This window comes from Halalkaliarchaeum desulfuricum (assembly GCF_002952775.1).
Classification (GTDB): Archaea; Halobacteriota; Halobacteria; order Halobacteriales; family Haloferacaceae; genus Halalkaliarchaeum; species Halalkaliarchaeum desulfuricum.
Map to the genome: position 1 here is coordinate 2,645,879 of NZ_CP025066.1, position 23,427 is coordinate 2,669,305.

Annotated in this window: 19 protein-coding genes and 1 pseudogene; 5 read left to right on the forward strand and 15 right to left on the reverse strand. The window is 65.5% G+C overall.

The genetic code is table 11. The annotated features are described in order from the left end of the window. The first annotated feature begins 1 nt into the window (after position 1). Complete coding sequence (gene aglG, locus AArcSl_RS13185) at positions 2–976, forward strand: glucosyl-dolichyl phosphate glucuronosyltransferase (protein ID WP_119820142.1); 975 nt, start codon at positions 2–4, stop codon at positions 974–976. Positions 977–1,041: 65 nt separating this feature from the next. Here aglG and aglM read toward each other — a convergent pair whose 3' ends face one another. Continuing rightward, positions 1,042–2,430 carry a UDP-glucose 6-dehydrogenase AglM gene (gene aglM, locus AArcSl_RS13190; protein WP_119820144.1) on the reverse strand — a complete coding sequence of 463 codons (1,389 nt, stop codon included), beginning with the start codon at positions 2,428–2,430 and terminating at the stop codon, positions 1,042–1,044. A 294-nt stretch (positions 2,431–2,724) separates the two neighbouring features. Between aglM and AArcSl_RS13195 the strand changes: the two genes are divergently transcribed. Further along, positions 2,725–3,507 carry a hypothetical protein gene (locus AArcSl_RS13195; protein WP_119820146.1) on the forward strand — a complete coding sequence of 261 codons (783 nt, stop codon included), beginning with the start codon at positions 2,725–2,727 and terminating at the stop codon, positions 3,505–3,507. 38 nt (positions 3,508–3,545) lie between these two features. Here AArcSl_RS13195 and larC read toward each other — a convergent pair whose 3' ends face one another. From larC to AArcSl_RS13210, 3 genes are all read right to left on the reverse strand, one after another. Beyond that, complete coding sequence (gene larC / locus AArcSl_RS13200) at positions 3,546–4,811, reverse strand: nickel pincer cofactor biosynthesis protein LarC (RefSeq protein WP_119820148.1); 1,266 nt, start codon at positions 4,809–4,811, stop codon at positions 3,546–3,548. Next, positions 4,808–8,005: an isoleucine--tRNA ligase gene (gene ileS, locus AArcSl_RS13205; protein WP_119820150.1), complete on the reverse strand. Its 3,198-nt coding sequence runs from the start codon at positions 8,003–8,005 to the stop codon at positions 4,808–4,810. The genes larC and ileS overlap by 4 nt, the downstream gene beginning before the upstream one ends. A gap of 107 nt (positions 8,006–8,112) precedes the next feature. Next, positions 8,113–8,571, reverse strand: coding sequence for a hypothetical protein (locus tag AArcSl_RS13210; RefSeq protein ID WP_119820153.1), 459 nt, complete (start codon positions 8,569–8,571; stop codon positions 8,113–8,115). A gap of 90 nt (positions 8,572–8,661) precedes the next feature. On the opposite strand from AArcSl_RS13210, the gene AArcSl_RS13215 reads away from it, so the two are divergent. Further along, positions 8,662–9,777, forward strand: coding sequence for a S1C family serine protease (locus AArcSl_RS13215; RefSeq protein ID WP_119820155.1), 1,116 nt, complete (start codon positions 8,662–8,664; stop codon positions 9,775–9,777). 28 nt (positions 9,778–9,805) lie between these two features. Here the strand turns inward: AArcSl_RS13215 and AArcSl_RS13220 are convergent, their stop codons facing one another. The 9 genes and pseudogenes from AArcSl_RS13220 to AArcSl_RS13260 form a co-directional block, all read right to left on the reverse strand. Further along, positions 9,806–10,204, reverse strand: coding sequence for an acyl-CoA thioesterase (locus AArcSl_RS13220; RefSeq protein WP_119820157.1), 399 nt, complete (start codon positions 10,202–10,204; stop codon positions 9,806–9,808). A gap of 315 nt (positions 10,205–10,519) precedes the next feature. Continuing rightward, a pseudogene (locus tag AArcSl_RS13225) lies at positions 10,520–10,984 on the reverse strand (bifunctional nuclease family protein); the annotation flags it as partial. Positions 10,985–11,058: 74 nt separating this feature from the next. Then, positions 11,059–11,847, reverse strand: coding sequence for an ArsR/SmtB family transcription factor (locus tag AArcSl_RS13230; protein WP_119820163.1), 789 nt, complete (start codon positions 11,845–11,847; stop codon positions 11,059–11,061). Positions 11,848–11,972: 125 nt separating this feature from the next. Continuing rightward, a complete protein-coding gene (locus AArcSl_RS13235) occupies positions 11,973–12,533 on the reverse strand; it encodes a DedA family protein (RefSeq protein ID WP_119820166.1) in 561 nt (186 codons plus the stop codon). Positions 12,534–12,568: 35 nt separating this feature from the next. Further along, positions 12,569–13,756 carry a chorismate synthase gene (gene aroC, locus AArcSl_RS13240; protein WP_119820169.1) on the reverse strand — a complete coding sequence of 396 codons (1,188 nt, stop codon included), beginning with the start codon at positions 13,754–13,756 and terminating at the stop codon, positions 12,569–12,571. A gap of 71 nt (positions 13,757–13,827) precedes the next feature. Beyond that, complete coding sequence (locus AArcSl_RS13245) at positions 13,828–15,207, reverse strand: 3-phosphoshikimate 1-carboxyvinyltransferase (protein WP_119820172.1); 1,380 nt, start codon at positions 15,205–15,207, stop codon at positions 13,828–13,830. Between the two features lie 79 nt (positions 15,208–15,286). Then, a complete protein-coding gene (gene rad50 / locus AArcSl_RS13250; RefSeq protein ID WP_119820176.1) occupies positions 15,287–17,965 on the reverse strand; it encodes a DNA double-strand break repair ATPase Rad50 in 2,679 nt (892 codons plus the stop codon). Next, complete coding sequence (gene mre11, locus AArcSl_RS13255; protein WP_119820179.1) at positions 17,962–19,278, reverse strand: DNA double-strand break repair protein Mre11; 1,317 nt, start codon at positions 19,276–19,278, stop codon at positions 17,962–17,964. The genes rad50 and mre11 overlap by 4 nt, the downstream gene beginning before the upstream one ends. Further along, positions 19,265–19,663, reverse strand: coding sequence for a hypothetical protein (locus AArcSl_RS13260; protein ID WP_193588471.1), 399 nt, complete (start codon positions 19,661–19,663; stop codon positions 19,265–19,267). The genes mre11 and AArcSl_RS13260 overlap by 14 nt, the downstream gene beginning before the upstream one ends. Positions 19,664–19,761: 98 nt before the next feature. On the opposite strand from AArcSl_RS13260, the gene gatC reads away from it, so the two are divergent. Both gatC and gatA read left to right on the forward strand, forming a co-directional pair. After that, positions 19,762–20,040, forward strand: coding sequence for an Asp-tRNA(Asn)/Glu-tRNA(Gln) amidotransferase subunit GatC (gatC, locus tag AArcSl_RS13265; RefSeq protein WP_119820182.1), 279 nt, complete (start codon positions 19,762–19,764; stop codon positions 20,038–20,040). Between the two features lies 1 nt (position 20,041). After that, complete coding sequence (gene gatA / locus AArcSl_RS13270) at positions 20,042–21,349, forward strand: Asp-tRNA(Asn)/Glu-tRNA(Gln) amidotransferase subunit GatA (RefSeq protein WP_119820185.1); 1,308 nt, start codon at positions 20,042–20,044, stop codon at positions 21,347–21,349. Positions 21,350–21,387: 38 nt separating this feature from the next. Here gatA and AArcSl_RS13275 read toward each other — a convergent pair whose 3' ends face one another. After that, entirely contained in the window at positions 21,388–22,884 is a 1,497-nt protein-coding gene (locus AArcSl_RS13275; protein WP_119820188.1) for a TrkH family potassium uptake protein, read from the reverse strand. Positions 22,885–22,918: 34 nt separating this feature from the next. Further along, positions 22,919–23,407 carry an NUDIX hydrolase gene (locus tag AArcSl_RS13280; RefSeq protein ID WP_119820191.1) on the reverse strand — a complete coding sequence of 163 codons (489 nt, stop codon included), beginning with the start codon at positions 23,405–23,407 and terminating at the stop codon, positions 22,919–22,921. Positions 23,408–23,427 lie beyond the last annotated feature (20 nt).

Sequence of the window (23,427 nt, forward strand, 5' to 3'; positions counted from 1 at the left end):
AATGAAGGTCTCGGTCGTCGTCTGTACGTATTCGATGGATCGGCTGGATCCCTTCTTCGAAGCGGTCGACAGCGTGCTCGCACAGACGTACGACCCGCTGGAGGTCGTGCTTGTCGTCGACGGCAACCAGGAGGTTTTCGAACACGTCGAGAAGAGATATGGCGCCGAAAGCGAAGTGGCGACCGAGTTTTCCGGCGAGATCGTGCGTCACTGTAACGAGGAGAACCGGGGGATCTCTTACAGCAGGACGAAGGGCGCAGAACTCGCGTCCGGCGACGTCGTCGCCTTCATCGACGACGACGGCGTCGCCGAACCCGAGTGGATCGAGACGCTCGTCGACACCTACGAGCGCACGGACGCCATCGCAGTCGGTGGGTACGTCGCGCCCGACTGGGTGACCGAGAAGCCGGACTTCTTCCCGGAAGAGTTCTACTGGCTCGTCGGTTGCACTGAAAAGGGATTCGCCGACCACATGGAGGAAGTGCGGAACACGTACGGATCGAACATCTCGTACAAGCGGGAGGTGTTCCTCTCGGTCGGCGGATACGATCCCAACACCGGTCGGAAGGGCGACCGACACATCCAGGCACACGAGGCACCGGTCGGCATCCGACTGCGGGACCGATACGGCAAAGGCGTCGTGTACAACAGAAACGCCGTCGTTCACCACAAACTGTTCGAGTATCGTGGGGAGTTCCGCTGGCTGGTGTTCCGGTCGTTCTGGCAGGGGTACTCGAAGCGGATCATGAGCGTGTTGTATCCCGATTCGCAGGGCGACGAGTCGGCGTTCCTCGGCAAGCTGCTGTTTTCGTTCCTGCCGGGCCGGCTGTGGTCGCTTGTGAAATCCCCTTCATCGGCGAACGCGAAACAGATCGCCGCGATCGCCGTCTTCACCGCAGCTGTCGGGTTCGGATACGTGTACGGGCTGACGAAGTCGGAGCGGGAGGTGCTCCGGGAGGATATCGACGACGGCTGAACGTGTTCTTCCTCCGGCCCGCGGTAAAACGACCCCGTCCGGTGCCGAGATCCCGATTCCGGTGATCACCACGTCAATCCTTCATACGTAATCCCGTCGCGCCGCTCGATGACCCGTCGGCCGTCGACCACCACGGGCTCGGCCATCGAATCGAACTCCGAATCCAGCGCCGCGAACTCGTCCCAGTCTGTAACAACCACCGCAGCGTGAGCACCCGACAGCGCTACCCTAGCCGATTCGGCCGCCTCGAACCTCAGGTGGGGGTACCGATCACGGATGTCGTCCACTGCAACAGGATCGTACGCGACCACGTCGGCACCGCGCTCGGTCAAACCCTCGATGACGGGCACCGCCCGGGAGTTGCGCGTGTCGTCGGTGCCGGGCTTGAACGCCAGGCCGAGGACGGCCACCCGCTTGCCGTCCACGTCGACGTGCTCGTCAAGCAACGCCAGCAGCCGAGCCGGCTGGGTGTCGTTCACCGCGACGGCGGCATCGAGGAGCGCGGGCTCGTAGCCGCGATCGCGGGCCGCCGCCCGGAGCGCGTCGACGTCTTTGTTGAAGCAGCTTCCGCCCCATCCCACGCCAGAGCGCAGGAACTGCTCGCCGATCCGGTCGTCCAGGCCGATCGCGTCGGCCACCTCGTAGGCGTCGATGCCGTACTCCTTGCAGACGTTCCCGAGTTCGTTTATCAGGCTGATCTTCGATGCGAGGAACGCGTTGTTGGCGTACTTGATCATCATCGCCGTCGCGGGATCGGTCCGCACGATCGGAACCTCGTCGGTGAGCAGGGGTTCGAAGACGCCTTCGAGGCGGTCGCCGGCCCACTCGGCGTCGTAGCCGAACACCATCTTGTCGGGGTTCAGCAGGTCCGAGACGGCCGTCCCCTCCCGCAGGAACTCGGGGTTGGTCGCCATGCCGACTTCGAACTGGCCCGGTGTGTCGCTATCGTCGGCTCCGTTCCCTTCTTGGTCGCTGGTCGACAGTTCGGGTTTGAGTGCCCGACCGAGTCCGCGTTCGATCGCGGGCACGACGACTTCTTCTGGTACCGCTGGCGTGACGGTGCTCTTGATGACGACCAGGTGGCGAGCGATCTCGCCGTCTGGGACGGCGCCCGCCTGTTCGGCTCTCGCGAGCGCCTCTCCGACCGATTCGGACCCGCTCTCGATTGCGGCGATGTCGAGGCTCCCGTCGTCTCTGGCGGGCGTTGGCAGCGCGAGGAACGTGACTTCGGCGTCGGCGACGGCGGCGTAGTCCTTCGTCGCCGTGAGGTTCTCTCCGGCGTGTTCGGCGACGAGTTCGTCCAGCCCGGGCTCGTGAATTGGTGCTTCCCCGGCGTTGATCGCCCGCACGGGGTCCTCGTCGATGTCGATCGCGACGACCTCGTGACCGAAGTCCGCGAGACAGGCTGCAAGCGTGGTGCCGACGTAGCCGCTGCCGACGATAGTGATGTTCATGCTATCCTGAACTTGGGCGATCGCAATCAGCCTTCGGTTGTTTTCTGGCGGGTATTTTAACAGCGGTTGTGAGCTAACTCGCTTCGCCTCTTCCATCGCTTCGCCTCACACCCGCTTCGCCTCATACCTCCCCAGCCGATTCGTTCGCTCGGTTCGCGGCTCGTGCCGCTCACCTCGCGAACTCATCCCTCGCGCGCGGGTGTCTCGGCAAAACAGCCTCGACAGCGCGCGCCACTTAAAAACGGGGGGATCAACGTCGGTGACTATTAAAAGACAGATCGCCTACCTCGCGGCGTGATCGTCGTCGCCACAGAAGATTTCGAGCTCTACCACGAGGCCGTCTCCGCGTTACGGGATCGCGGGACCACGTTCACGACCGTCCAGCCGGGCGAACCGCTCCCGGAGGGAACCACGGTCGTGCTCACCGGTCCCGACGACGACCTGTCCCCCGTGGACCTGGCTGGTCCCGGGGACCGACCGTCGCCACCGGAGATCGTCCGCGTCGATCCTGGGAACGTACGACGCGGGATCGAGGAGGCACTTTCGATCCTGCGCGGTGGCGCCGGGCGCACGGTGATCGGAATCGATTCCGGCCCGCGCCCCGGGGTTGCAGTCCTGTCTGGGAAGACCGTCACCGCCGCGTTTTCGGTGCCGATCGACGAGGTGGTCGACCTGGTGGCCGACGAGCTGTCGGATGTCGCCGATCCGCTCGTGCGCGTCGGCGACGGCGACCGTCTCAAAAGCGCCCGGATCGTGAACGAACTCGCGGAGCTCGAGGGCGTCGAGGTGGAACTCGTCGACGAGACGGGGACCACCCCCGCGCTCGGTGCCGGCGCTCGTGGGGGCTCCGACGTCCTGGCTGCAGTCAACATCGCGCTCCGGCCGGGGGAACCCGTCTCCGGTCGGGAGATCGAGCCAACACCCGGCGAACTCGAGCGCATCAAAACCACCTCGCGGGAGCGATCCGCCGGGGATCGAACGATCGACGAGGAACTCGCCCGCCGGGTCGCCGACGGGGAACTGACGATCGACGAAGCGCTGCAATTGCACCGCGAGCGCGACGGATCTGGACCCTGAGTAGCAGTCGCGAACAAGGGACGAGAATTTAAAAGGGACTACTGTCGCGCGTCTGGAACGTCGTCGACCAGACGCTCGGCGCGCCGGGCGACCTCCCTGGTCGCCAGTCCGGTCTCTTCGGCGACGACAGCGGCGTCATCGTATTCGGCGCTCGTGTCGTACACCTCGCCGTCGGCCGTGCTCGCGATCTTGACGCCGACCTCGTAGTGCCGCCCGTCGATTTCCAGCTCGACGGTCCGGTGTCGTCTGTTCGCGATCCAGCGGTGGCCCGCCCCGTGTTCGCGGACGCCGAGCGTCCCGGTTTCGAGCGCGAGCGCCCGGGCGACCCGTCGGGCGTCCCCGGGCCGACAGATCACCTTCACCAGGTGGCCCGGCCGCGACTTCTTCATCGTCGTCGACACCACTGACACGTCGAGTGCGCCCGCCTCCTGCAGCCGGTCGTGGAGCCCGCCGAGCGTCTCCGGGGTCGCGTCGTCGAGGTTCGTCTCCAGGACGGTGATCTCCTCGCGCTCGAGGCGACCCGTCTCCCGGCCGACGATCGCCCGGAGCACGTTCGGTCGATCGGCGCGGTCGGGGTCCCCGGCCCCGAATCCCGATGCGGTCACCGACAGTTCCGGGAGGACGTCCACACCCTCGGCGAAATGCGCCAGGATTGCCGCCCCCGTCGGGGTCAGGAGCTCCCGGTCGACGGGGCCGCCGACCAGGTTCCAGTCGGCCCGCTCGGCGAGTTGGACGACTGCGGGCGCTGGAACCGGATACGTGCCGTGGCTCGTGGCCACCTCCCCGCCCCCTGCGGAAACCGGCGTCGTCACGACGCGCTCCGTCCCCAGATCAGCAAACAGGAGGCAGGCACCGACCACGTCCGCAATCGCGTCGTCCGCGCCCACTTCGTGAAAGTGGACCTCGGGAACGTCGACGCCGTGAATTTCCGCCTCGGCCGCTGCGAGGAGTTCGAAGACCGCCAGGGCGTCGCGTTCCACCGGCTCCGGCAACTCCAGCCCCTCGACGATCTCGATTACCTCGTCGTAGCTTCGCGAGGGGCCGTGGCCCTCCGCGTGCTTTGCTCCGGATTCGTCATCGGTCTCCTCTTCGGACTCATGGTCGTGGGCCCCGTCATCACGTTCCAGCAACACGTCGACATTGGTCGCGGTGATCCCGGATCTCATGACGCGGGAGACGTCATACCTGATCGGCAGTCCCTCCTCGACCGGTCCGAGTGCGTTGCGGTCGGCCCCTGCTGCGAGCAGCGCGCCGAGGATCATGTCGCCGGCGGCGCCGGTTCGACCGTCGAAAGCGATAATCATGCCGTCGCGGCGACGCGCTCGACGCCGATGGTGACGGTCACGCCCTCGACCTCCCACTCCTCGGCGAGGTCGGCAGCCTCGTCGGGGGCGTCGAGCCACGACTCGGTTCTGGTTTCCTCGGCGACGAAGTCGCGGTGTCGATCGACCAGGTCGGCGATCCGGTCGTCCTCGATGTCGAATCCGACGCGAATCGGCTCCTCGACGTCCAGATCCAGCTCCTTGCGCATTTCCTGGATTCGCCGGATCACGTCGCGGGCGTAGCCTTCGGCCTCGATATCCTCCGTGAGGGTGGTGTCGACGTACACCGTCCCCCCGTCGAAGTCGGCCGCCGAAACGTTCTCCGGGGGTTCGGCGACGTACTCGACCATTTCCTCGTCGAGTTCGACCGTCTCGCCGTCGATTTCGACGCCCGATTCCACTTCGGCTCGCTTCGCGCCGTCGACGGCCTCCATCACCTGCTGTGCCTCGGCCCCGAACGCTGGACCGATCGCCCCCATCTGTGGTTCGGCGCGCTCGATGAGCTCGTCGAACGTCTCGACCACCTCGATCTGTCGGGCGTTGACCCGCGCTTCGAGCAGGTCCGAAAGCGACCTTACGGCGTCCCGCACTGCCTCGGTATCGCTCTGGACGACGACCCGCGTGACCGGCCACCGAAGCTTCCGGCCGCCCTGCTGCCGGGCGGTGGCGGCCGCCTCTTCGACCTCCCGAAGGACCTCGATCTCCCCTTCGAGTTCCGGGTCGTGCCAGCCGTCGTCCGGCGTCGGATACGACAGCGCGTGGACAGTCGTCTCCCGGCCGTCGAGCGTCTGGTACATCCGTTCGGCAAGGTACGGCACGAACGGCGCCAGCAGCCGGATCGTCTCCGAGAGCACCGTCGCGAGCGTGCCGTACGCACCGCGTTTGCTCGCGGAGTCGGATTCTTCCCACATGCGCTCCCGGACCGCCTTCACGTAAAAGCGGGAGACATCCTGGGTGACGAACTCGAGGACCGCGGTGAGCGCGTCGTGTGGCGCGTACTCCCCCCAGGCGTCCTCGACCTCTCGTTCGACCGACTGGAGCCGCGAGAGCACCCACCGATCGACGGTGGCGAGTTCGACGTCGTTGTCAGTTGCGCCGGGACCGGACGCCGGCAGCAGCAGGTCGGCCGCGTCGTAGCCGTCCAGCCGCATGTACGGCACCGGGAACCGGAACACGTTCCAGAAGATGTTCAGCTTCCGTTCGGTCTCCGAGAGGCCGTCCCATTCGAAGGCGAGGTCCTCGCCGTGCTGGTTGTGCGACAGCAGATACGCCCGGAGGGGGTCCCGGCCGGCCCGATCGATCGCCTCCTCGGGCGTGACGATGTTCCCCAGCGACTTCGACATCTTCCGGCCGTCGCTGTCGTTGGCGAACCCGTGCATCAACACTCGTTTGTAGGGGATCTCCCCCATCGCAGCCGTCCCCATGCCCAGCTGGGACCAGAACCAGCCCCGGGTCTGGTCGTGGGCTTCAATGATGAGGTCGGCGGGCCACAGCTCCTCGAACGCCTCGGTCTCGCCAGGATAGCCGAGCGTCCCCCACGTCGCCACCGACGAATCCAGCCAGACGTCGAACACGTCGGGGACGCGCTCGTAGGTGATCCCGCTTTCGGTGATCGTGATGTCGTCGACCGTCGGCCGATGGAGATCGATCTCGTCGGGGTCGACGTCCTGATCTGCTCGTGCCGCGAGCTCCTCGCGGGAGCCGATCACGACGACGTCGCTTGCGTCGGGGTCGATCGTCTCCACCTCGAGCCGTTCGGGGTCGCCCTCCGGCACCCAGATCGGGATCGGAATCCCCCAGTAGCGCTGCCGGGAGACGTTCCAGTCGGGGGCGTCCTCGATGAAGTCCCGGAAGCGATTGTCCCGCGCCCACTGTGGATGCCACTCCGACTTCTCCATGTTCTCGAGGAGGTCGTCCTTGATGTCGGTGATGGAGATGAACCACTGGTCGGTTACGAGCTGCACGATACCGGTGTCACACCGCCAGCAGTGGCCGTAGGAGTGTTCGTACGTCTCGTCGGCCAGGAGTAGCCCTCTGTCGTCGAGGTCCGCCCGGATCTCTGTGTTCGCGTCGCGGACGAATTCGCCCGCGTACTCGCCGGCCAGTTCGGTGAACTTCCCGTCGGGGCCCACGGGACAGAACACGTCGAGATCGAGCTCCTGGCCGCGCTCGAAGTCCTCCTCCCCGTGCCCGGGTGCAGAGTGCACGAGTCCCGTCCGGTCGGCCTCAACGTAGTCGGCGAGATAGACCGTTCCAGCACCCTCGAAGTCGGGGTGATCGGGCACCTCCGCCGAAAGCGGATGGTCGTACTCCCAGCCGACGAGATCGGCGCCGTCGAACTCCTCGCGCACCTCGTAGGAGTCGTACCGACCCTTACGCAGTACGTCCTCGACGCACGACTCGGCGACGTACAGAACCTCGGTTTCGCCGTCCGTTGTCGCCTCGACGGCCTGGTAGGTGAGGTCCTCGCCGACGGCGACGAACGTGTTCCCGGGGATCGTCCACGGGGTCGTCGTCCAGATGACGAGATACCCCTCGCGACCGGACAGCGGGAACTTCACGTAGATTGAGGGGTCCTCGACTTCGTCGTACTCGACCTCGTTGTTGGCAAGCGCCGTCTCACACCGAGGACACTGGGAGATTGATCGCTTCCCACGCTCGACGAGGCCGCGTTCGGCCACCTGCTGGAACCCCCACCAGGCGGCCTCCATGTACTCCGGCGAAACGGTCTTGTACGGGTCCTCCCAGTCCATCCAGGCGCCGATCGACTGGAAGTCCTCGTTCATCGACTCGAGGTTGCGCTCGGCGAAGGACTTGCACTCCTCGATGAACGCCTCCATCCCGTACTCCTCGATGTCGCGTTTCGACTCGAAGCCGAGTTCCTCCTCGACTTTCACCTCGATCGGGAGCCCGTGCATGTCATAGCCCGGTCGGTCGGTGACATTGTAGCCGCTCATCCGCTTGTACCGGATGACGGCGTCCTTCAGAGTCTTGTTCCAGGCTGTCCCGAGATGCATCTGGCCGCTGGTGTACGGCGGGCCGTCGACGAAGAAGAAGGCGGGATCGTCGGCGTGAGCCTCCTTCGCCGCCTCGTAGGCGTCGTGTTCCTCCCAGTACGACTCGACCGCGGACTCGACGTCCGCGGGCGTGTACTGGTCCTCGACTGTGTCGTCCATACCTGTTCTCTATGGACCGGTATATATCAAAACGGTGGTCCCGCGGCGTGGGGACAGTCGCGTTTTTCGTCGGCTCCGTGTGGGTGGGAGCGGCCGCAGTTCCAACGCTACTCGAAATCCGGAAGGTCGTCCGGGGCGTCGTACTCCGCCTCCCAGTCGATGTACTCCGTTTTGAGTACCTCACAGACGATCTGTCCGAGTTCGGTGAGACCGGCGTTGATCCCGGAGACGGTCCCCCACGAGTCGAGTTCCGGGTGCAGGTCGCGGTGTTTCCAGTCCTCCGGGATCCCGGGCGCGTGATAGCCGACCCGATCGGCGAAATCGTCCCAGAAAAAGTCGTACTCTCGGATCAACCCCAGGTCGAGTACGATCTGCCACTCCGATTCCTCAAGGTCACTGGAGGCGGCCCACTCTTCGAAGGCGTCCTCCCAGGCTCCTTCCCGGAGGAGCTGCTCGAGTTCTGTCCGGCGGTAGTCGGTGTCGCCGACGATCTCAGCGTCCTCGTACTGGTTCGGGTCGATCTCCTCGAGTTCGGGGGGATCCGGCGGTTCGACGTCGAGACTCATACCGTCCGGTGGGCTCCGAGACACAAAAAGACGACCGCCTCGGACGAATCCCGGCAGAGGATTTACCCGCCAAGAGCACGATGATAACACATGAAAAATACCCGACGTGGGTTTCTCGCTGCGGCCGGCGCGGTCGCGATCGCGGGCTGTACGGGTCCGGCGTCCGAGGTCGGCCCGGAGGAGGATCCGAACGGTACCGAGTCGCCTGCCGGTGCCGGCGAGGGGAACGCGGCGGATCTGGCCGTCGAAGAGAGCAGTTCGGACACGTACGCCGCCGTCGCAGAGAGCGTCTCTAAGTCGGTCGTCAGGGTACAGATCTACGAGGACGGGTTCGAGGCAGGTCAGGGATCGGGCTTCCTTCATCGGGGCCACGTCGTCACGAACGAACACGTTGTCTACGGCGGAGAGACCGTCCGATTACAGTACTCCGACGGCTCCTGGTACGAGGCCGAGATCGTCGGGACGGATCCGTACAGCGACCTGGCGGTGTTGTCTTCAGGACGGGATCTCTCGGATGCGGACGCTCCCCCCGAACTGGAACTTGTCGACCGGACGCCCGAAATCGGGACCGAAGTGCTCGCGTTCGGCGCCCCGTTCGGACTCGGAGGGTCGGTGACACAGGGGATCGTAAGCGGCCGGAACCGGTCGCTTCCCGCGCCGAACAACTACCAGATCCCGGACGCGGTCCAGACCGACGCCGCCGTCAATCCGGGCAACAGCGGCGGCCCCCTCGTCACACTCGAGGCGGAGGTCGCCGGCGTAGTCACCGCGACCCGTGGGGAGAACGTCGGGTTCGCGGTGTCGGCACCGCTTGCAGACCGCATCGTTCCATCGCTCATCGAGGACGGCGAGTACGAACACTCCCGGCTCGGGGTACAGGTCCGACCAGTCACGCCCACTGTCGCGGAGGTAAACGACCTCGAGGAGGTTCGCGGCGTCTACGTCGTCGAGGTGGTTTCCGACGGCCCTGCCGACGGGGTTCTCGAGGGCGCCACCGGCTCGGAGACGGTCGGCGGTCAGTCGGTGCCGACCGGCGGAGACGTGATCGTCGGGTTCGCGGACACCGAGATCGATACGAACGAGGACCTCGCGCGGTTCCTGGCGCTCGAAACCTCACCGGACGAGACGATCGACGTTCACGTGATCCGCGAGGGGGAGCGAGTGACCGAATCGCTCACCCTGGGGACACGCCCCCCGGCACGGTAGGCGGCGTCGGTTTCCGGTCGAAACAACGTCACTCCGATTCGAGCCTGTCGACGACGTCCTCGAGCTGTCGTCTGCGCTCCTCTTTTGCCCCGTCCCGTAGCGCGACCTCCTCGTCGGTCGGGCAGTCGACATCCGGGACCGGCGTCGGATCGCCCTCGTCGTCGAGGCTCGTCCGTCCGGTGTTGAACACGTAGCCCTCGATGATTGCGACCTCGCCGAGATCGATCGGGCTGATAAAGTCGACGTGGTCCATCGAGGCGGTCACCACGCCCCTGTTCGCGAACCGCATCGCCGCGATCGCGCCACAGACGTCCATCCAGTGCAGCACGACCCCACCCAGCGCACGGCCGTAGGTGTTGGTGTCGTTCGGCAGCAGGATCTCGGTCATCTCGGTGTGTGATTCCGCGAGTGTTGCCGTCTCGTCCATGGTAGGTGCTTTCGGGGACGGATGCAAGAAAGTGGGCGTCGAGCGCCGACTCGGACACCGAGTGCCGACTCGGACACCGAGCGCGGAGACGGGCGTCACCCCCGTCAGAACGGGGGAATCGGGGGAGGAGGCGACAATACGTGACAGCTACTGCTCGTCGGATTCGTCGTCGGGATCGTCGGGATCCAGATCCCCGAACTCGTCGGAGGGATCGTCCCCGAACGGACCGTCATCGAAGGTGTCCCCTCCGAACTCTTCCTCGCCGAGATCCTCGAAATCGTCGGGATCGTCGAACGGATCGCCGACTTCTTCGAAGGGATCCCCTCCAGGCATACCCTCCTCTTCGCCGGCCGGGGCGATCTCCTCGGGCGGGCGTCCGGCCTCGTCGATTATCTCGTCGCTCACGGTGATCGTACAGTCGACCCGGACCGCAAGCGCGATCGCATCGCTCGGGCGCGCATCGAAGACGAACGGCTCGGGTTCCCCGTTTTCGTACCGCTGTGCGTCCACCTTCGCGTAGAAGGTGCCGTCCGAGAGATCGTCGATTCGGATCCCATCGATCGCGCCGCCGAACTCGGTGACCATCTCGACCATCAGGTCGTGCGTCAGGGGGCGTTCGAACGGCTCCCCGGAGAGGGCGAGACGGATCGAGTCGGCCTGGTCGTGCGTGACGAAGATCGGCAGATACTCCCCGCGGACGTCGAGCACGATCGCGGGAATGCGGCTCCCTTCCGGGCCGAGCCCGACACCGATCCCTTCCACTTCGGCCTCGTGATCCATGTTTCCGGATTGGGCAGGGAAGTATGAATAGCTGTTCCTCGGGAGACGAAACGCGGACGCCCCGGGCTGTCGCGTCAGGGCCACCCGTATCGTGAACCGAGATACTGGATCGCGAATATGGCGAGCAGAACGCTCAACCCGCCGAGGAAGAACACGACCCCGGGCGGCAACGCCGAGAACGTTCCCTCCGCGAGCGCCGACACCTGGTCGGCCGTCGTCGAGTAAAACTCGACGTCCTCGACGGCACGTTCGGCGACCTCTTCTTCCTCGGGAACTGGTGTCGGTTCGGGAGTGGGGGCGGGTGTTTCTTCGGGGGCAGGCGTCGGTGTCTCCTCGGGCACGGGGGTCTCTTCCGGCTCATCTTCGGCAACGGCAGGTCCCACGTCGTCATCGACGTCGTCGACGGTCGGAACGACACCAGGGGGCTCTGTCGCGAGCATCGCGTGGGCGACGGCGCTGGCGGCCGCAAGCGCCCCAATCCCACCCAAAAGCCGGGTGAGTGCCGTTTTCAACCCGGTGCTTTCGGATTCCCGTCCAGCGAAAAGCACCAGGGGTTGATCAGACGGCGCGTACACGTTCATCTCTCTGCCTTTCTCGGAGTACACCGTGTCGACGACGTCGACGAGGTCGGCGTCTTCGAGTTTGGCGAGGTGATACTGGGTGTTCTGGAGCGTGGTGTCGACCCGGTTCGAGAGTTCGGAGGGCGTCCCCGGCTCCTCGTGCATCTCGGTGAGCAGGGCTCGAGCGGTGTCAGAGGAGAGCGCAGCGATCAGATCGTCGGCGTCGTCGCTGTCGACGCCGACTACGCGGGGATCTCCGTCCGACGGCTGTGGGTCGGATCTGGAGGGCAACAGCCGGGACATATCCGATCGGAGGAGACGGGAGTACACAAATCTTCTCCCTTTTCGTCCCTTCTGGTGCCGTTCGCCCAGTACCCGGTGTCGTCGCGTCGAACCGCTTGAAACAGCCTTCAGACGCGAAACAGCATTCAGACGCCGAAGACTCGTGCCAACCCGCGAACACCGGCCGCGGCGGCGAGCAACAGCGTGATATATGCGACGTTTCCGATCCCAGCCGCAAGCAGGTACCGCCCGGCCGGATAGCTCCCGAGTCCCGCTGGAATCGCCATCACGCCCCGTATTCCCGGGACCAGGTTCGAGACGGCCACGGCCCAGCCGCCGTACGCGTCGAAGTATCGCTCGACGATCGACAGTCGGCGATCACCCACGCGTCGTTCGACGATCTCGGGTAGACGATCGAGCCCCGGGACGGTCCGCCTGACCCCGAACAGTTCCGTCGCCTCCTCGTCGAATCCGCGTGCGAGGGTCCACTGTCCCAGTGTGGCGGCGACTGCGACGGCACCCCCGAGAACCGCCATCTCCGTCCGGGTGGGGACTGTCGCTGCGACGTAGCCGACGAACACCAGCGGCGGTTGCAGGATCTTCCCGACGAACATCCCCTCGGCGTAAAAGAGGATCACGAGGATCGGACCACCGACTGTGACTGCGACCGCGAGCGTTCGCGAGACGAGATCGAGTTCCGGCAGCACAGCCTACCCGAGACCTGGAGATTCGTCGACGGCGTTCATTCGTTTTCGGGACTGCTGGGGTGGTAGTCGGTGTCGTATTCGCCGGGGCGATCGTCGAGGCGGTCGGGATTGATCCGGCCGGAAAGCAGCATGAAATCCAGGATCGTGAGGTTCACCATCGCTTCCACGACCGGAACCGCACGCGGCGGCAGCGACGGGTCGTGCCGGCCGACGACCTGGATCTCTTTTTCTTCACCGGTCTCCCAGTCGGCGGTTCGTTGCGTTTTGGGGATCGACGTGGGCGCGTGGAGCGTCACTTCCCCGCAAATCGGCTGACCTGTGGTGATTCCACCCTGCAGGCCGCCGTGATCGTTGCCGACCGGTACTGGATCGCCCTCCTCGCTTACGGTTTCGGGATGCGACTCGCCGTCGTCGAACGTCCAGTCGTCGTTGCGTTCCGATCCAGTGACCGATGCCGCGTCCCGCCCGAGTCCGAACTCGAAGGCGGTCGTGGCTGGAACCGACAGCATAGCCTGTCCCAACCGTGCAGGGAACGCGTCGAACCGCGGGGCGCCGAGCCCGCGGGGCACCCCACGGGCCTCGAACTGGACGGAACCGCCGATCGAATCGCCTTCCTTCTGGTACCGCTCGATCGCCTCGCGCATCCGCTCTGCCGTCTCGGGGTCGGCACACCGGACCTCGTTTTCTTCGCTGTGTTCCAGCAACTGATCGAAGCTTACGTCGGGTGCTTCGATGTCGCCGATTCGGTTGACGTGGGCTTTCACGCGCACGTCGTACTCGCTCTGTTCGAGCACCGCCTCGGCGACGGCGCCGGCGGCGACCCAGTTTACGGTTTCGCGTGCCGACGAGCGGCCACCCCCGCCCCAGTTGCGGGTGCCGAACTTCGCCGAATAGGTGTAATCGCCGTGGGAGGGACGTGGCGCCGTCACGTAGGGTTCGTACTTGCCCGACCGCGCGTCCTTGTTCTGGATCACCATCCCGATCGGCGTTCCGGTGGTATAGCCGTCCTGGAGCCCGGAGTTGATGACGACCTCGTCGGGCTCCCCTCTCGAGGTGGTGATCATCGACTGACCCGGCTTTCGCCGGTCGAGCTCCCGCTGGATGCGCTCCTCGTCGAGTTCGACGCCGGCGGGACAGCCCGAGACGGTGACGCCCATCGCCGGCCCGTGGCTCTCGCCGTACGTGGTGACCTGGAACAGTCGGCCGAACCGATTTCCGTTCATTACCCGTTGTGGGGTCCCCCAGGTAATTTAAGTATTTGTTCGTCGATCGGTATCTCGATACCGAGAGTCTCTCACTCAGATCGCGATACCGACGCACCGAGATCGTACAGCGCGTCGAAGAACCCCGGGAACGAGACGTCGACGTGCTCTGCGCCGCGGATCGTCGTCGATCCGTCCGCGACGAGTCCGGCAACTGCAAGCGCCATCACGAGCCGGTGATCGCCTCGCCCGTCGACTGTCGCTCCCGTCAGGTCGGTTTCCTCGCCGTGGACGGTGAGGACGTCCCGCTCTTCGGTCACCTCCGCGCCCATCCGACCGAGCTCCTCGGCCATCGCCGTAACCCGATCCGTTTCCTTGTATCGAACGTGCTCGCAGTTGACGATCCGTGTGTCCCCGTCGGCGACGGCCCCCAGCGTTGCGATCGTCGGCAGCAGATCGGGGGTGTCGCCGACGTCGACGTCGACGCCCGAAAGCGCCGACTGTGCTACCCGAACCTGTCCGTTCTCGCGGTCCCACTCGATCGTCGCCCCCATCCGATCCAGTATGTCGACGATCGCGGCGTCGCCCTGCGCGCTCGGATGAGCACCGGCGACCAGAACGTCCTCGCCCGGGTCGCCCGCGACGGCGCCAGCGGCGAGCAGATACGACATCGACGAGAAGTCGCCCGGAACTGAGTACTCGCCCTCGGCTGGTTCGTACGACTGGCCCCCGGGAACGCAGAACCCGTCGGCACCCGCACTCACGACGTCGCCCGCACTCACGACGTCGCCCGCGCTCGCGACGTCGCCGTCGTCGGCCCCGCCGATCACGTCCACGGCTACACCGAACGAATCGAGCACGTCCAGCGTGATGTCGACGTACGGCGCCGACTTCAGCTCCGTCGTCAGCTCGATGTCGATTCCGTCCGTCGTGACCGCCCCGGCCATCAAAAGCGCCGTGACGTACTGGGAGGAGACGTCCCCCGGAATCGATACCTCGCCGCCATCGACCGGCCCGAACACGACCAGGGGAGCCTGTCCGTTTCTCCGGGTGCTCTCTGCCCGGGCACCCAACTGTCCGAGCGCATCCAGTAACGGCCCCTGCGGACGCGATCTGAGCGAGGCGTCCCCGGTCAGGACGGTGCCGCCGTCGGCGAGGGCGGCTGTCGCCGTCGTCAACCGCATCGTCGTCCCCGAGTTCGCACAGTCGATGACCTCCGCCGGCACGTCCGGTCGACCGTCGAATCCGGTGATCTCGAGGGTGCCGTCCTCCTTCAGGGATGCACGATCGACCCCGCCGCCGTACCGTTCGACGGCCCGGGCCGTTGCTTTCGTGTCGGCGCTCCACAGCGGGTTCCGGACCAGCGCGCCGGCGCTGTACCCGGCCGCGAGGATCGCCCGATGGGTGTAGCTCTTCGAGGGCGGGGCGCGTACCCGCCCGGAGACGGACGATCGGGAGACGTGTGCGTCCATGTCGCTATTCTCCACCGGACGGAGGAAAGGGGTTCCGGCCGCGGCCAGGTTTCCGGGACGTCGCCTCGCCATGTCCGGCTCAATCGTCTCCTGCAAGGGACGGAATCGCCGGCATCTCCTCGCGTCGGACGCTCGAGCGGTTCGTCGTCGCGTCCTTCTCGACGGTGAGCAGGTCGTCTGCGGCCGCGACGAGCTCCTCGTCGTGACTCACGATCACGATCTGGCGGACCCCGAATTCCCGCATCTCCTCCACGAGCGTGACCAGCCGGGAAACGTGGCCGGCGTCGAGGAACACGGTCGGTTCATCGAGAATGAGTGGCGGTGTCGGTGCGGCCCCTTCGATCCCGGCCGACAACAGCCGGTAGATCGCGACCCGCAACGCCAGGTTGAAAAGCGCCCGCTCTCCCCCTGAAAGCTGTGCGGGCTCGAGCGGTTCGCCGTCCTTCTGGTACACTGTGAGTTCGTACTCGCCGTCGAGTTCGATGTGCGAGTAGGCATCGTTGCCGTACACGAGTTCGAACGTCTCGTTGAGCATCCCCTCGAGTGTCTCGACGTTCCGCTGGCGCAACTCCGCACGGAGATCGCCGTACAGCTGTTCGAGCGACTCGGCCTCCTCGTGGACCGACTCCAGGGCGTCGACCCGTTCGGCCAACTGGTCCCGCTCTTCCCGCAGGCGTTCGAGTTCCGACAGCTCCTTTTTTACGCCGCCGATCGAGTTCTGGAGTTCGTCTCTCGTCTCCTCGAGCCCCTCGAGTTCGGGTTTCGCTTCTTCGAGGTACGCCTCGGCCGTTCGTTTGTTCTCTCTGGCCGCTTCGACCCGGTCGTCGTCGAACGACTCCCGGAGTTCGTCCCTCGCCTCGCGCTTTTCCCGGAGACGCTCTCGCCGTTCGTCGTTCAGTTCCTCGAGTGTCGACCGCCGTTCGCGGTGGCGGTCGATTCTCTCCTCCAGTTCGTCGATCTCTTCGAGCGTGGACTCGATCGACGAGAGCGTCTCCCGTTCGGACTCGATCGTTTCAAGTTTTCCTTCGAGGTGCTCGATGCGCTCTCGGGTCTCGGCTGCCTCCTCCCGTTTCGTCTCGGCGACCTCCGCGGCCTCGGCGGCCTGTTCCCGCAGCTCATCGGCCTTCTCACGAAGCGTTTCGGCCCGCTCTCGTCGCTCTTCGGCCGTCTCCCGGGCGTTCGTGAGCCGCTCCTCGCGGAGCTCTTTGGCGTTTTCCAGCTCCGCGAGACGCTGTTCGGCCTCGCGGAGTTCTTCAGCGTCCGCCAGTCGCTCTTCGAGACGGCTCACCGCATCGCGTGCGTCGGACAGTTCGGTCTCGAGTTCGGCGACGCGTTCGCGGTCCTCGTCGATCGAATCCACGTGCGGGGAGCCTTCGACCGGCTGTCCACACTCCGGGCACTTGCCGGCCGCGAGCAACTCTTCGACCTCCGCGACGCGCTCGCGAGCGTTCGACAGTTCGGTCTCGAGTTCGGCGACGCGTTCGCGGGCGGTCGACAGTTCCGACTGGATCTCCTCGCGCAGGCCGTCGGCGGTACCGGGTTCGACGTCCGCCTCGTCGAACTGATCCCGGACAGTGTCGATCTCGCCGTCGATCGACTCCAGCTTTTCCTCGTGTTCCTGTGCCGTCCGGTCGGCCGTCGCCGCGTCGGATTCTGCCTCCGCTGCGTCCGATTCGGTCTCCTCGGCCCGGTTTTCGAGCGTCGTCGCCTTCTCGGCGAGGTTCGTTGCCTGGTTCCGGAACCCCTCCTGGGTTACCCGAAGATCGCTCAGTTGCTCTTCGAGGTCGGCCTCCCTGTCGTCGAGTACGTCCCGACGGGCGGCGATCGCCTCGTCGGTCGCAGCCTCGAGCTCTGCGTCGTCCCGGGCCGTCTCGAGTTCGCTTTCGAGGTCGTCGATGCGTTCTCTGGTCTCGGTGATCCGTTCTCGGAGCGTTTCTCGCTCGGTTTCGGCCTCCCGTATCGTTTCCTCTATTTCCTCGATTTCGCCGTCTAACGCCTCGATCTCGGCCGTTTTCTCTTCGTACTCTTCGAGTACGCGCTCTGCGTTGGCTTTCGTCTCTTCGGCCTCGTCGATCTGCGATTCGACCCGTTCGATCTCGTCGTCGACCTCGCCGAGCCGCGATTCGAGTTCGTTGAGCCGGCCGTGGAGGTCGGCGTTTTCCTTCCGTTCGATTCGGTCGGTTTTGTCCTCCAGTAACGTCCGTTTGGAATTGAGCAGGTCCTCGACCCCGAGCCGCGCATCGCCGGCCCGCTCGCGGTAGGTTTCGAGTTTCCCGAGCTGCAGCAGGTCGTCGATCATGTCCTGTCGCTGACTCGGGCTCGCGTTGATCAGCTTGTTCACCTCCCCCTGTCGGACGTACGCGCAGTTGAGAAACGCCTCCGCGTCCATCCGGAGCAGTTCGGTGACGAACCGCCGGACGTCGCGCGCCCCGTCGACGGTGACGTCCGGTCCGTCGAGGGTGCAATCGACGGTGCTCACCCGGTCGCCGCTCGCGCGGATCCGGCGGTAGATCCGGTAGTCATTACCGTCGTGGTGAAACGCCAGTTCGATTTCGGTCTCCTCTTGCCCGTTGGTGACCACCTCCTCGAGGGTGCCGTCGAGCGCCTTCGCGCCGTACAGCGCGAAGAAACACGCCTCCAGGAGCGACGATTTCCCGCTGCCGTTGAGCCCGTGAATCACAGTGACGCCGTCCCGGAGTCGTACCTCCGCGTCGGCATACGGCTTGAAGTTCGTTAGTTCGAGGCGCTCGAACCTCATAGGTACTCCTCCATTGATCGTTGTCCGTCGGTTCCAGTTGCGTCCGATTCCTCTTTGCCGTCTCCGCTCCGGTCGACGTGCTCGTCCTTGCCGTCGTCCGTCTGGTTGACGTTCCCGTCCTTGCCGTCATTCGGTACATCGGGTTCAGTCGCCGTCAGCGCCTTCAGTCCCTCCGATTCGATCCGGTCGGACAGTCGGTTTTTCACCTCGGCACGAACGTTCGAATCCGGAATCTCCTCCGTGCGAACCACGTCGTCGAACTCCCGGGCGGCCGAAGAGAACCCCTCCTCCCGGATCCGTTCCCGAACCGCCTCGTCCGGGTCGCCGAACGAAACCGAAATCTCCTCCGCCGGGTCGACCTCCCGACGGTCGGTTACCCGCACGATCAACGCGCCTTTCTTTTGTGCTTTCTCTTCGATGGACGCCGGCGTCACCGGCTCACCACCTCCCTCGATCCGGACGATCACGACGGCGTCCTCGAGGTCGTGCTGTGTTACGCGTTCGCGAACACGTTCGACGCCCTCGCCGTCGGCCAGTTCGACCTCGACGAACACGAACGGTCTGGTCTCGATCGTCCGCCGGCGGATCTCGACGCCGTCCGGCCCCAGGGTGTCGGCGTCGAAGGTGACGAGGTTGTAGCCCCGGGGAGACTCCTCGCTCGCGCTGGTTCGTTCGGTCGAACCGCAGTAGGTCACTCGGGTTCCGTCGACCGTCGCGGTGTCTGGAACGTGGTTGTCGCCCAAAAGTATCGCGTCGAACGCGACCGTCGACTCCGAGAGCACGGTTTCGGTGTCCCAGTTCGCGTGGGCAAAGGGGGTAAACAGGCCGTGGCTCACGAGCGCGGCGTGAGGGGCATCGGTGGGTTCGAACTCGTACTCGAGTTCGTCCCGCCGGGATTCCGGCACGTGATCGAGGCCGTAAAACGCGGTTCCGCCGATCACGACTGGCTCCTCGCCGAGTCTGGTCGCGAGATCCATGCTCTCGAAGAGGTCCAGCCACTGTCCACCCCGCGTCGACTCGTGGTTTCCGACGACCGCGAGGAATGGAATCTCGGCCGCGTCGAGCCGCCGGAGCAACTCGAGCGTTCCCAGCAGATCCGGCAGCGACGGCCGACGGTCGTGAAACAGGTCGCCGGCGTGGACGACGGCGTCGACGTCCTCCTCGGTCGCGTCGTCGACGACCTGCTCGAACGCCTCGAGGAAGTCACGTCGTCGCTCGGGGGAGTGGTACTGCTCGTAGCCGACGTGGGTGTCGCCGGTGTGGATCACCCGCGTCGTTCCCTCGGGTGAGTCCGATCCGTCAGCCGGTGTCATTCGTCGAACGTTGCACCTTCTGTGGTATATGGGTTCCGCGAACGCTCCGGTTTGGCTCGCTGGGGCTTCCCTTTTCGGGGGGAGTTCGGCCCCGGTGTTCGGGTGACCGCGTCACATCCCCGGCTGCTGCCTCCCGGAGCCGCTGGTAGGCTCCGAGCGCCGTTTCTCCCCGCTCGGCGAGTTCCTCGCGCTCGTCGCGGCGGGCGGAGTCGGTCGCCTCGGAGAGCCGGATCAGTCCGTCGGTGTCGACGAACGATGCGGCGCGGTCGAGCTCTCCGAGTGCTGCATCGGCCTCCTCGATCACGCCGGCGTAGGGCGGTTTCGCGGTGGCTGTGCGTTCGGCGAGTGTTCGAAGCGTCCGGGCTATCGCGTCCGTGGTGACCACGGCGAGTGTGTTCCCGGTATCGTATATAAACGATCTCCCGGAGCGCAACGCGGCTCCGGCATCGAAACCCTTACTCTCGCGCCGAAACACCTCCGCGTATGAGCGAACCGACGGTTACGACCGACGACGTCGAACACGTCGCCGCACTCGCGCGGGTCGCGCTGGACGAGGGTGAGCCCGGGGAGTTCGCCGAGCAGTTCTCCGAGGTACTCGAGTACTTCGACACGCTGGACGAGGTGCCGGAGGTCGACCGCGAAACGGAACTCGTGAACGTCCTCCGCGAGGACGAAGTCGAAGACGGGCTGTCCCAGGAGGACGCGCTCGCGAACGCACCCGAGTCGGAGGACGGGAAGTTCAAGGGACCGCGGGTGTCGTGAGATGAGCACAGACCTCAACCTCTACATCACCGAGGAGACGGTCGACCGCGGGGCGGAGGGACCGCTCGCCGGGGAGACCATCGCGATCAAGGACAACATCTCCACAGAGGGCGTTCGAACCACCTGCGGCTCGGAGATGCTCGCAGACTACGTGCCACCGTACGACGCCACCGTCGTGGAGCGTGCCCTGGCGGCCGGGGCGACGATGGTCGGAAAGGCGAACATGGACGAGTTCGGGATGGGGACGACGACCGAGACGTCGGCGTTCGGCCCGACGCGAAACCCTGCCGACACCGATCGCGTTCCGGGCGGCTCCTCGGGCGGGTCGGCGGCGGCGGTCGCGGCGGGGGCTGCCGACCTCGCGCTCGGTTCCGACACCGGCGGATCGGTCCGGTGTCCGGCCGCGTTCTGTGGCGTCGTCGGCATCAAGCCCACCTACGGACTCGTCTCCAGGTACGGACTGGTAGCGTACGCCAACTCCCTGGAGCAGATCGGGCCGATCGCGTCCACTGTCGAGGACACCGCCGCGCTGCTGGACGCGATCGCCGGTCCCGACGAACGCGACGCGACGACCCGGTACGACGAAATCGACGAGTTCGACCGTCATCCAGCCGAAGCAACTGACTACGCGGCCGCCGCGGACGGCGACGTCGACGGGATGACGATCGGGATCCCGACGGAGCTTTTCGACGGCGCAGACGAACGCGTCGTCGAAACCGTCGATCACGCGATCGGATCCCTCGAGTCGAGGGGCGCAGAAACCGTCGAGGTGTCCCTTCCCTCGGTGGATCACGCGGTACAGGCGTATTACGTTATCGCGATGTCGGAGGCGTCCTCGAACCTTGCGCGGTTCGACGGCGTCAGGTACGGCCATTCGGCGGGTCACGACGGCAACTGGAACGAGACGTTCGCCGAGACGCGGGAGGCGTTCGGCGCGGAGGTCAAACGCCGGATCCTTCTGGGGACGTACGCCCTCTCGGAGGGGTATCACGACAAGTACTACAAGAAGGCCCAGGACGCTCGCGCGTGGGTGAAACAGGACTTCGACGCCGCCTTCGAGGAGGTGGACGTGCTGGCGTCGCCGACGATGCCGGTGTTGCCGTTCGAACTCGGCGAGAGCCTCGAGGATCCCTTACAGATGTATCTCGCCGACGCGAACACGACGCCAGTCAATCTCGCGAACCTGCCCGCCATCTCCGTCCCTGCGGGGACTGCCGACGGCCTTCCGGTCGGGCTCCAGTTCGTCGGTCCACGGTTCGGCGAGGAGACGATCATCCGGGCGGCAAGCGCCGTGGAAGACGCCGTCTGATCCGTCGTCTCCTTTCAGGTGGTCGACTCGTACTGAAGCTACGACTGCCAGTACGATCTGGTCAACAGCACGAGGACCGGGATGATTTCGATTCGGCCCACCCACATCAACAGGATCATCGCGACCTTGGTCGCGTCCGAAAACGGGTAGTAGTTGTCGAACGGGCCGGCGATGCCGAACGCCGGGCCGATGTTGAAGAAGGTCGCCGCCGCCGCACCGAGCGCCTCGAACTCGTCGATCCCGAGTCCGATCCGGGCGCTGTCGACGGCGACGAAGATCGCGAGTCCGAAAAAGAGCAAGAGGGACAACAAGGTGAACGCGTAGGTGTCCCGGATCGTCTCCTCGTCGACGACCTGACCGCTGAGTCGCACCGGTCTGATGGCGTCGGGATGTGCCGCAGTAAACAGGTCCCGACGGAGCGCCTTGACGACGATGAGCCAGCGGAGCAGTTTGATCGAACAGGTGGTGGATCCGGCCATGCCGCCGAGGAACATCAACACGAACAGGACGTGTTTGGCGGCCGGCGACCAGGTGTTGAAGTCGGCGGTCGCAAAGCCGGTCGTCGTCATGATCGAGACGACCTGGAACGTCGCGTGTCGGAGCCGCTCTTCGAAGGGATACGAGATGGATGGGTCCGTCAACAGCAACAGCACGACAAGCACCACCGTCCCGGCGAGCACGCCGAGATAAAACCGGAATTCCTCGTTTTCGGCCGGGCGCCCCCAGTCCCCCTGGACGAAGTAGTAGATGAGAATGAAGTTGGTCGCGCCGATGATCATAAACGGGATGATCGTCCACTGGGCCGCCGCCGAGAACGCCCCCAGACTCCCCGGCGACGGTGAGAAGCCGGCGGTCGCGACCCCGGTGAACGCGTGTGAAAGCGCCATGAACGGTGTCATGTTCGGCGCCATCCCCACGAGGTGGAGGCCGTACAGCGATGCCGCACACAGGGCGGTCACCCCGGCGTACAGCGACCACAGCGTCCGGGCAGTCTCGGCAATATGCGGCGAGAGTTTGTGAACGTCCTGCGTCCGTGATTCGGTCTCCATCAGCTGAGCCCCACCGATCGACAGCTGCGACAGTACCGACAGCGCGAGCACCAGGATTCCGAGCCCACCGATCCACTGGATCACCTGACGCCACATCAGCATGGAGTTCGAGTGTGCAGAGAAATCCTCGAGAACGGTCGCGCCGGTCGTCGTGATTCCTGACATCGCCTCGAACAGCGCGTCGATCGGCTGGCCGACGACGCCGTTTCCGGCCACCAGAAACGGGATCGCCCCGACGACGGCCACCGAAAGCCACGCCAGCGCGACCATCAGGAAGGCTTCCCGACCCCCTAGATTTCCTTTGCCGCGAAACTGCTCGAGCCCGCCCCCGACGCCGAGTGCGACCATGAGCGCGACGACGAACGGCGTCGTCGGTTCGCCGTAGTACACGGCGAGGAGGAGGGGGAACGAAAGCGGCAACGCGAGCCACTTGAGGATGCTTCCGACCAGCCCCAGACTCGCACGCCAGTTGACCCGGAGTCGCATCTATCGGTCGAATTCGACACCTCGCGGTTTAGACCTACCGCTGCTCGGCGTCGACGCGGGAAACAGTCTCGATCGCGTCGATCCCGAGTTGGGCGACGTCCTCGTCGAGATCGGCCTCCCGAAGCGCAGACCTGTCGTACCACTCCCAGCCGTCGGCCGCAACCTCGTCTTCGTCGTTCGGGCTGATCTCTCGGCTCTCGACCCGGGCGAAGTACACGTGGTCCACGTGTTGATGGCCGACGGTGCCGTCCGGATGGACGTTGATGTCCTCGAGCAGGAGGTGCTGTGGCGTCGGAATCGTCCGGGCAGTCTCGGACTCGTAGATCGGGCCGGTGGTTACAAGCGTTGGATCGAGGCCGGTCTCCTCGCGGGCTTCACGCAGCGCCGCCTCGTGAGGGAGTTCGTCGCGATCGATGTGGCCGCCCGGCGGGAGCCACAGTCCGAGCTTCGGATGCCGGTGCAACGCGGTTGCGCCGCCGTTGACGACGTACACCGTCGCCACGAAGTGGCGGGTCGTCTCCATGCCGGCCGATAACAGCGGTG

Bases quoted from the DNA above. Each gene is read 5' to 3' on its own strand.
- aglM (WP_119820144.1), bottom strand. From the start codon at position 2,430: ATGAACATCACTATCGTCGGCAGCGGCTACGTCGGCACCACGCTTGCA.
- aroC (WP_119820169.1), bottom strand. From the start codon at position 13,756: ATGAACGGAAATCGGTTCGGCCGACTGTTCCAGGTCACCACGTACGGC.
- mre11 (WP_119820179.1), bottom strand. From the start codon at position 19,278: ATGACACCGGCTGACGGATCGGACTCACCCGAGGGAACGACGCGGGTG.
- rad50 (WP_119820176.1), bottom strand. From the start codon at position 17,965: ATGAGGTTCGAGCGCCTCGAACTAACGAACTTCAAGCCGTATGCCGAC.
- aglG (WP_119820142.1), top strand. From the start codon at position 2: ATGAAGGTCTCGGTCGTCGTCTGTACGTATTCGATGGATCGGCTGGAT.
- AArcSl_RS13215 (WP_119820155.1), top strand. From the start codon at position 8,662: ATGAAAAATACCCGACGTGGGTTTCTCGCTGCGGCCGGCGCGGTCGCG.
- AArcSl_RS13220 (WP_119820157.1), bottom strand. From the start codon at position 10,204: ATGGACGAGACGGCAACACTCGCGGAATCACACACCGAGATGACCGAG.
- AArcSl_RS13230 (WP_119820163.1), bottom strand. From the start codon at position 11,847: ATGTCCCGGCTGTTGCCCTCCAGATCCGACCCACAGCCGTCGGACGGA.
- AArcSl_RS13245 (WP_119820172.1), bottom strand. From the start codon at position 15,207: ATGGACGCACACGTCTCCCGATCGTCCGTCTCCGGGCGGGTACGCGCC.
- AArcSl_RS13210 (WP_119820153.1), bottom strand. From the start codon at position 8,571: ATGAGTCTCGACGTCGAACCGCCGGATCCCCCCGAACTCGAGGAGATC.
- gatA (WP_119820185.1), top strand. From the start codon at position 20,042: ATGAGCACAGACCTCAACCTCTACATCACCGAGGAGACGGTCGACCGC.
- ileS (WP_119820150.1), bottom strand. From the start codon at position 8,005: ATGGACGACACAGTCGAGGACCAGTACACGCCCGCGGACGTCGAGTCC.
- AArcSl_RS13275 (WP_119820188.1), bottom strand. From the start codon at position 22,884: ATGCGACTCCGGGTCAACTGGCGTGCGAGTCTGGGGCTGGTCGGAAGC.
- larC (WP_119820148.1), bottom strand. From the start codon at position 4,811: ATGATTATCGCTTTCGACGGTCGAACCGGCGCCGCCGGCGACATGATC.
- gatC (WP_119820182.1), top strand. From the start codon at position 19,762: ATGAGCGAACCGACGGTTACGACCGACGACGTCGAACACGTCGCCGCA.
- AArcSl_RS13280 (WP_119820191.1), bottom strand. From the start codon at position 23,407: ATGGAGACGACCCGCCACTTCGTGGCGACGGTGTACGTCGTCAACGGC.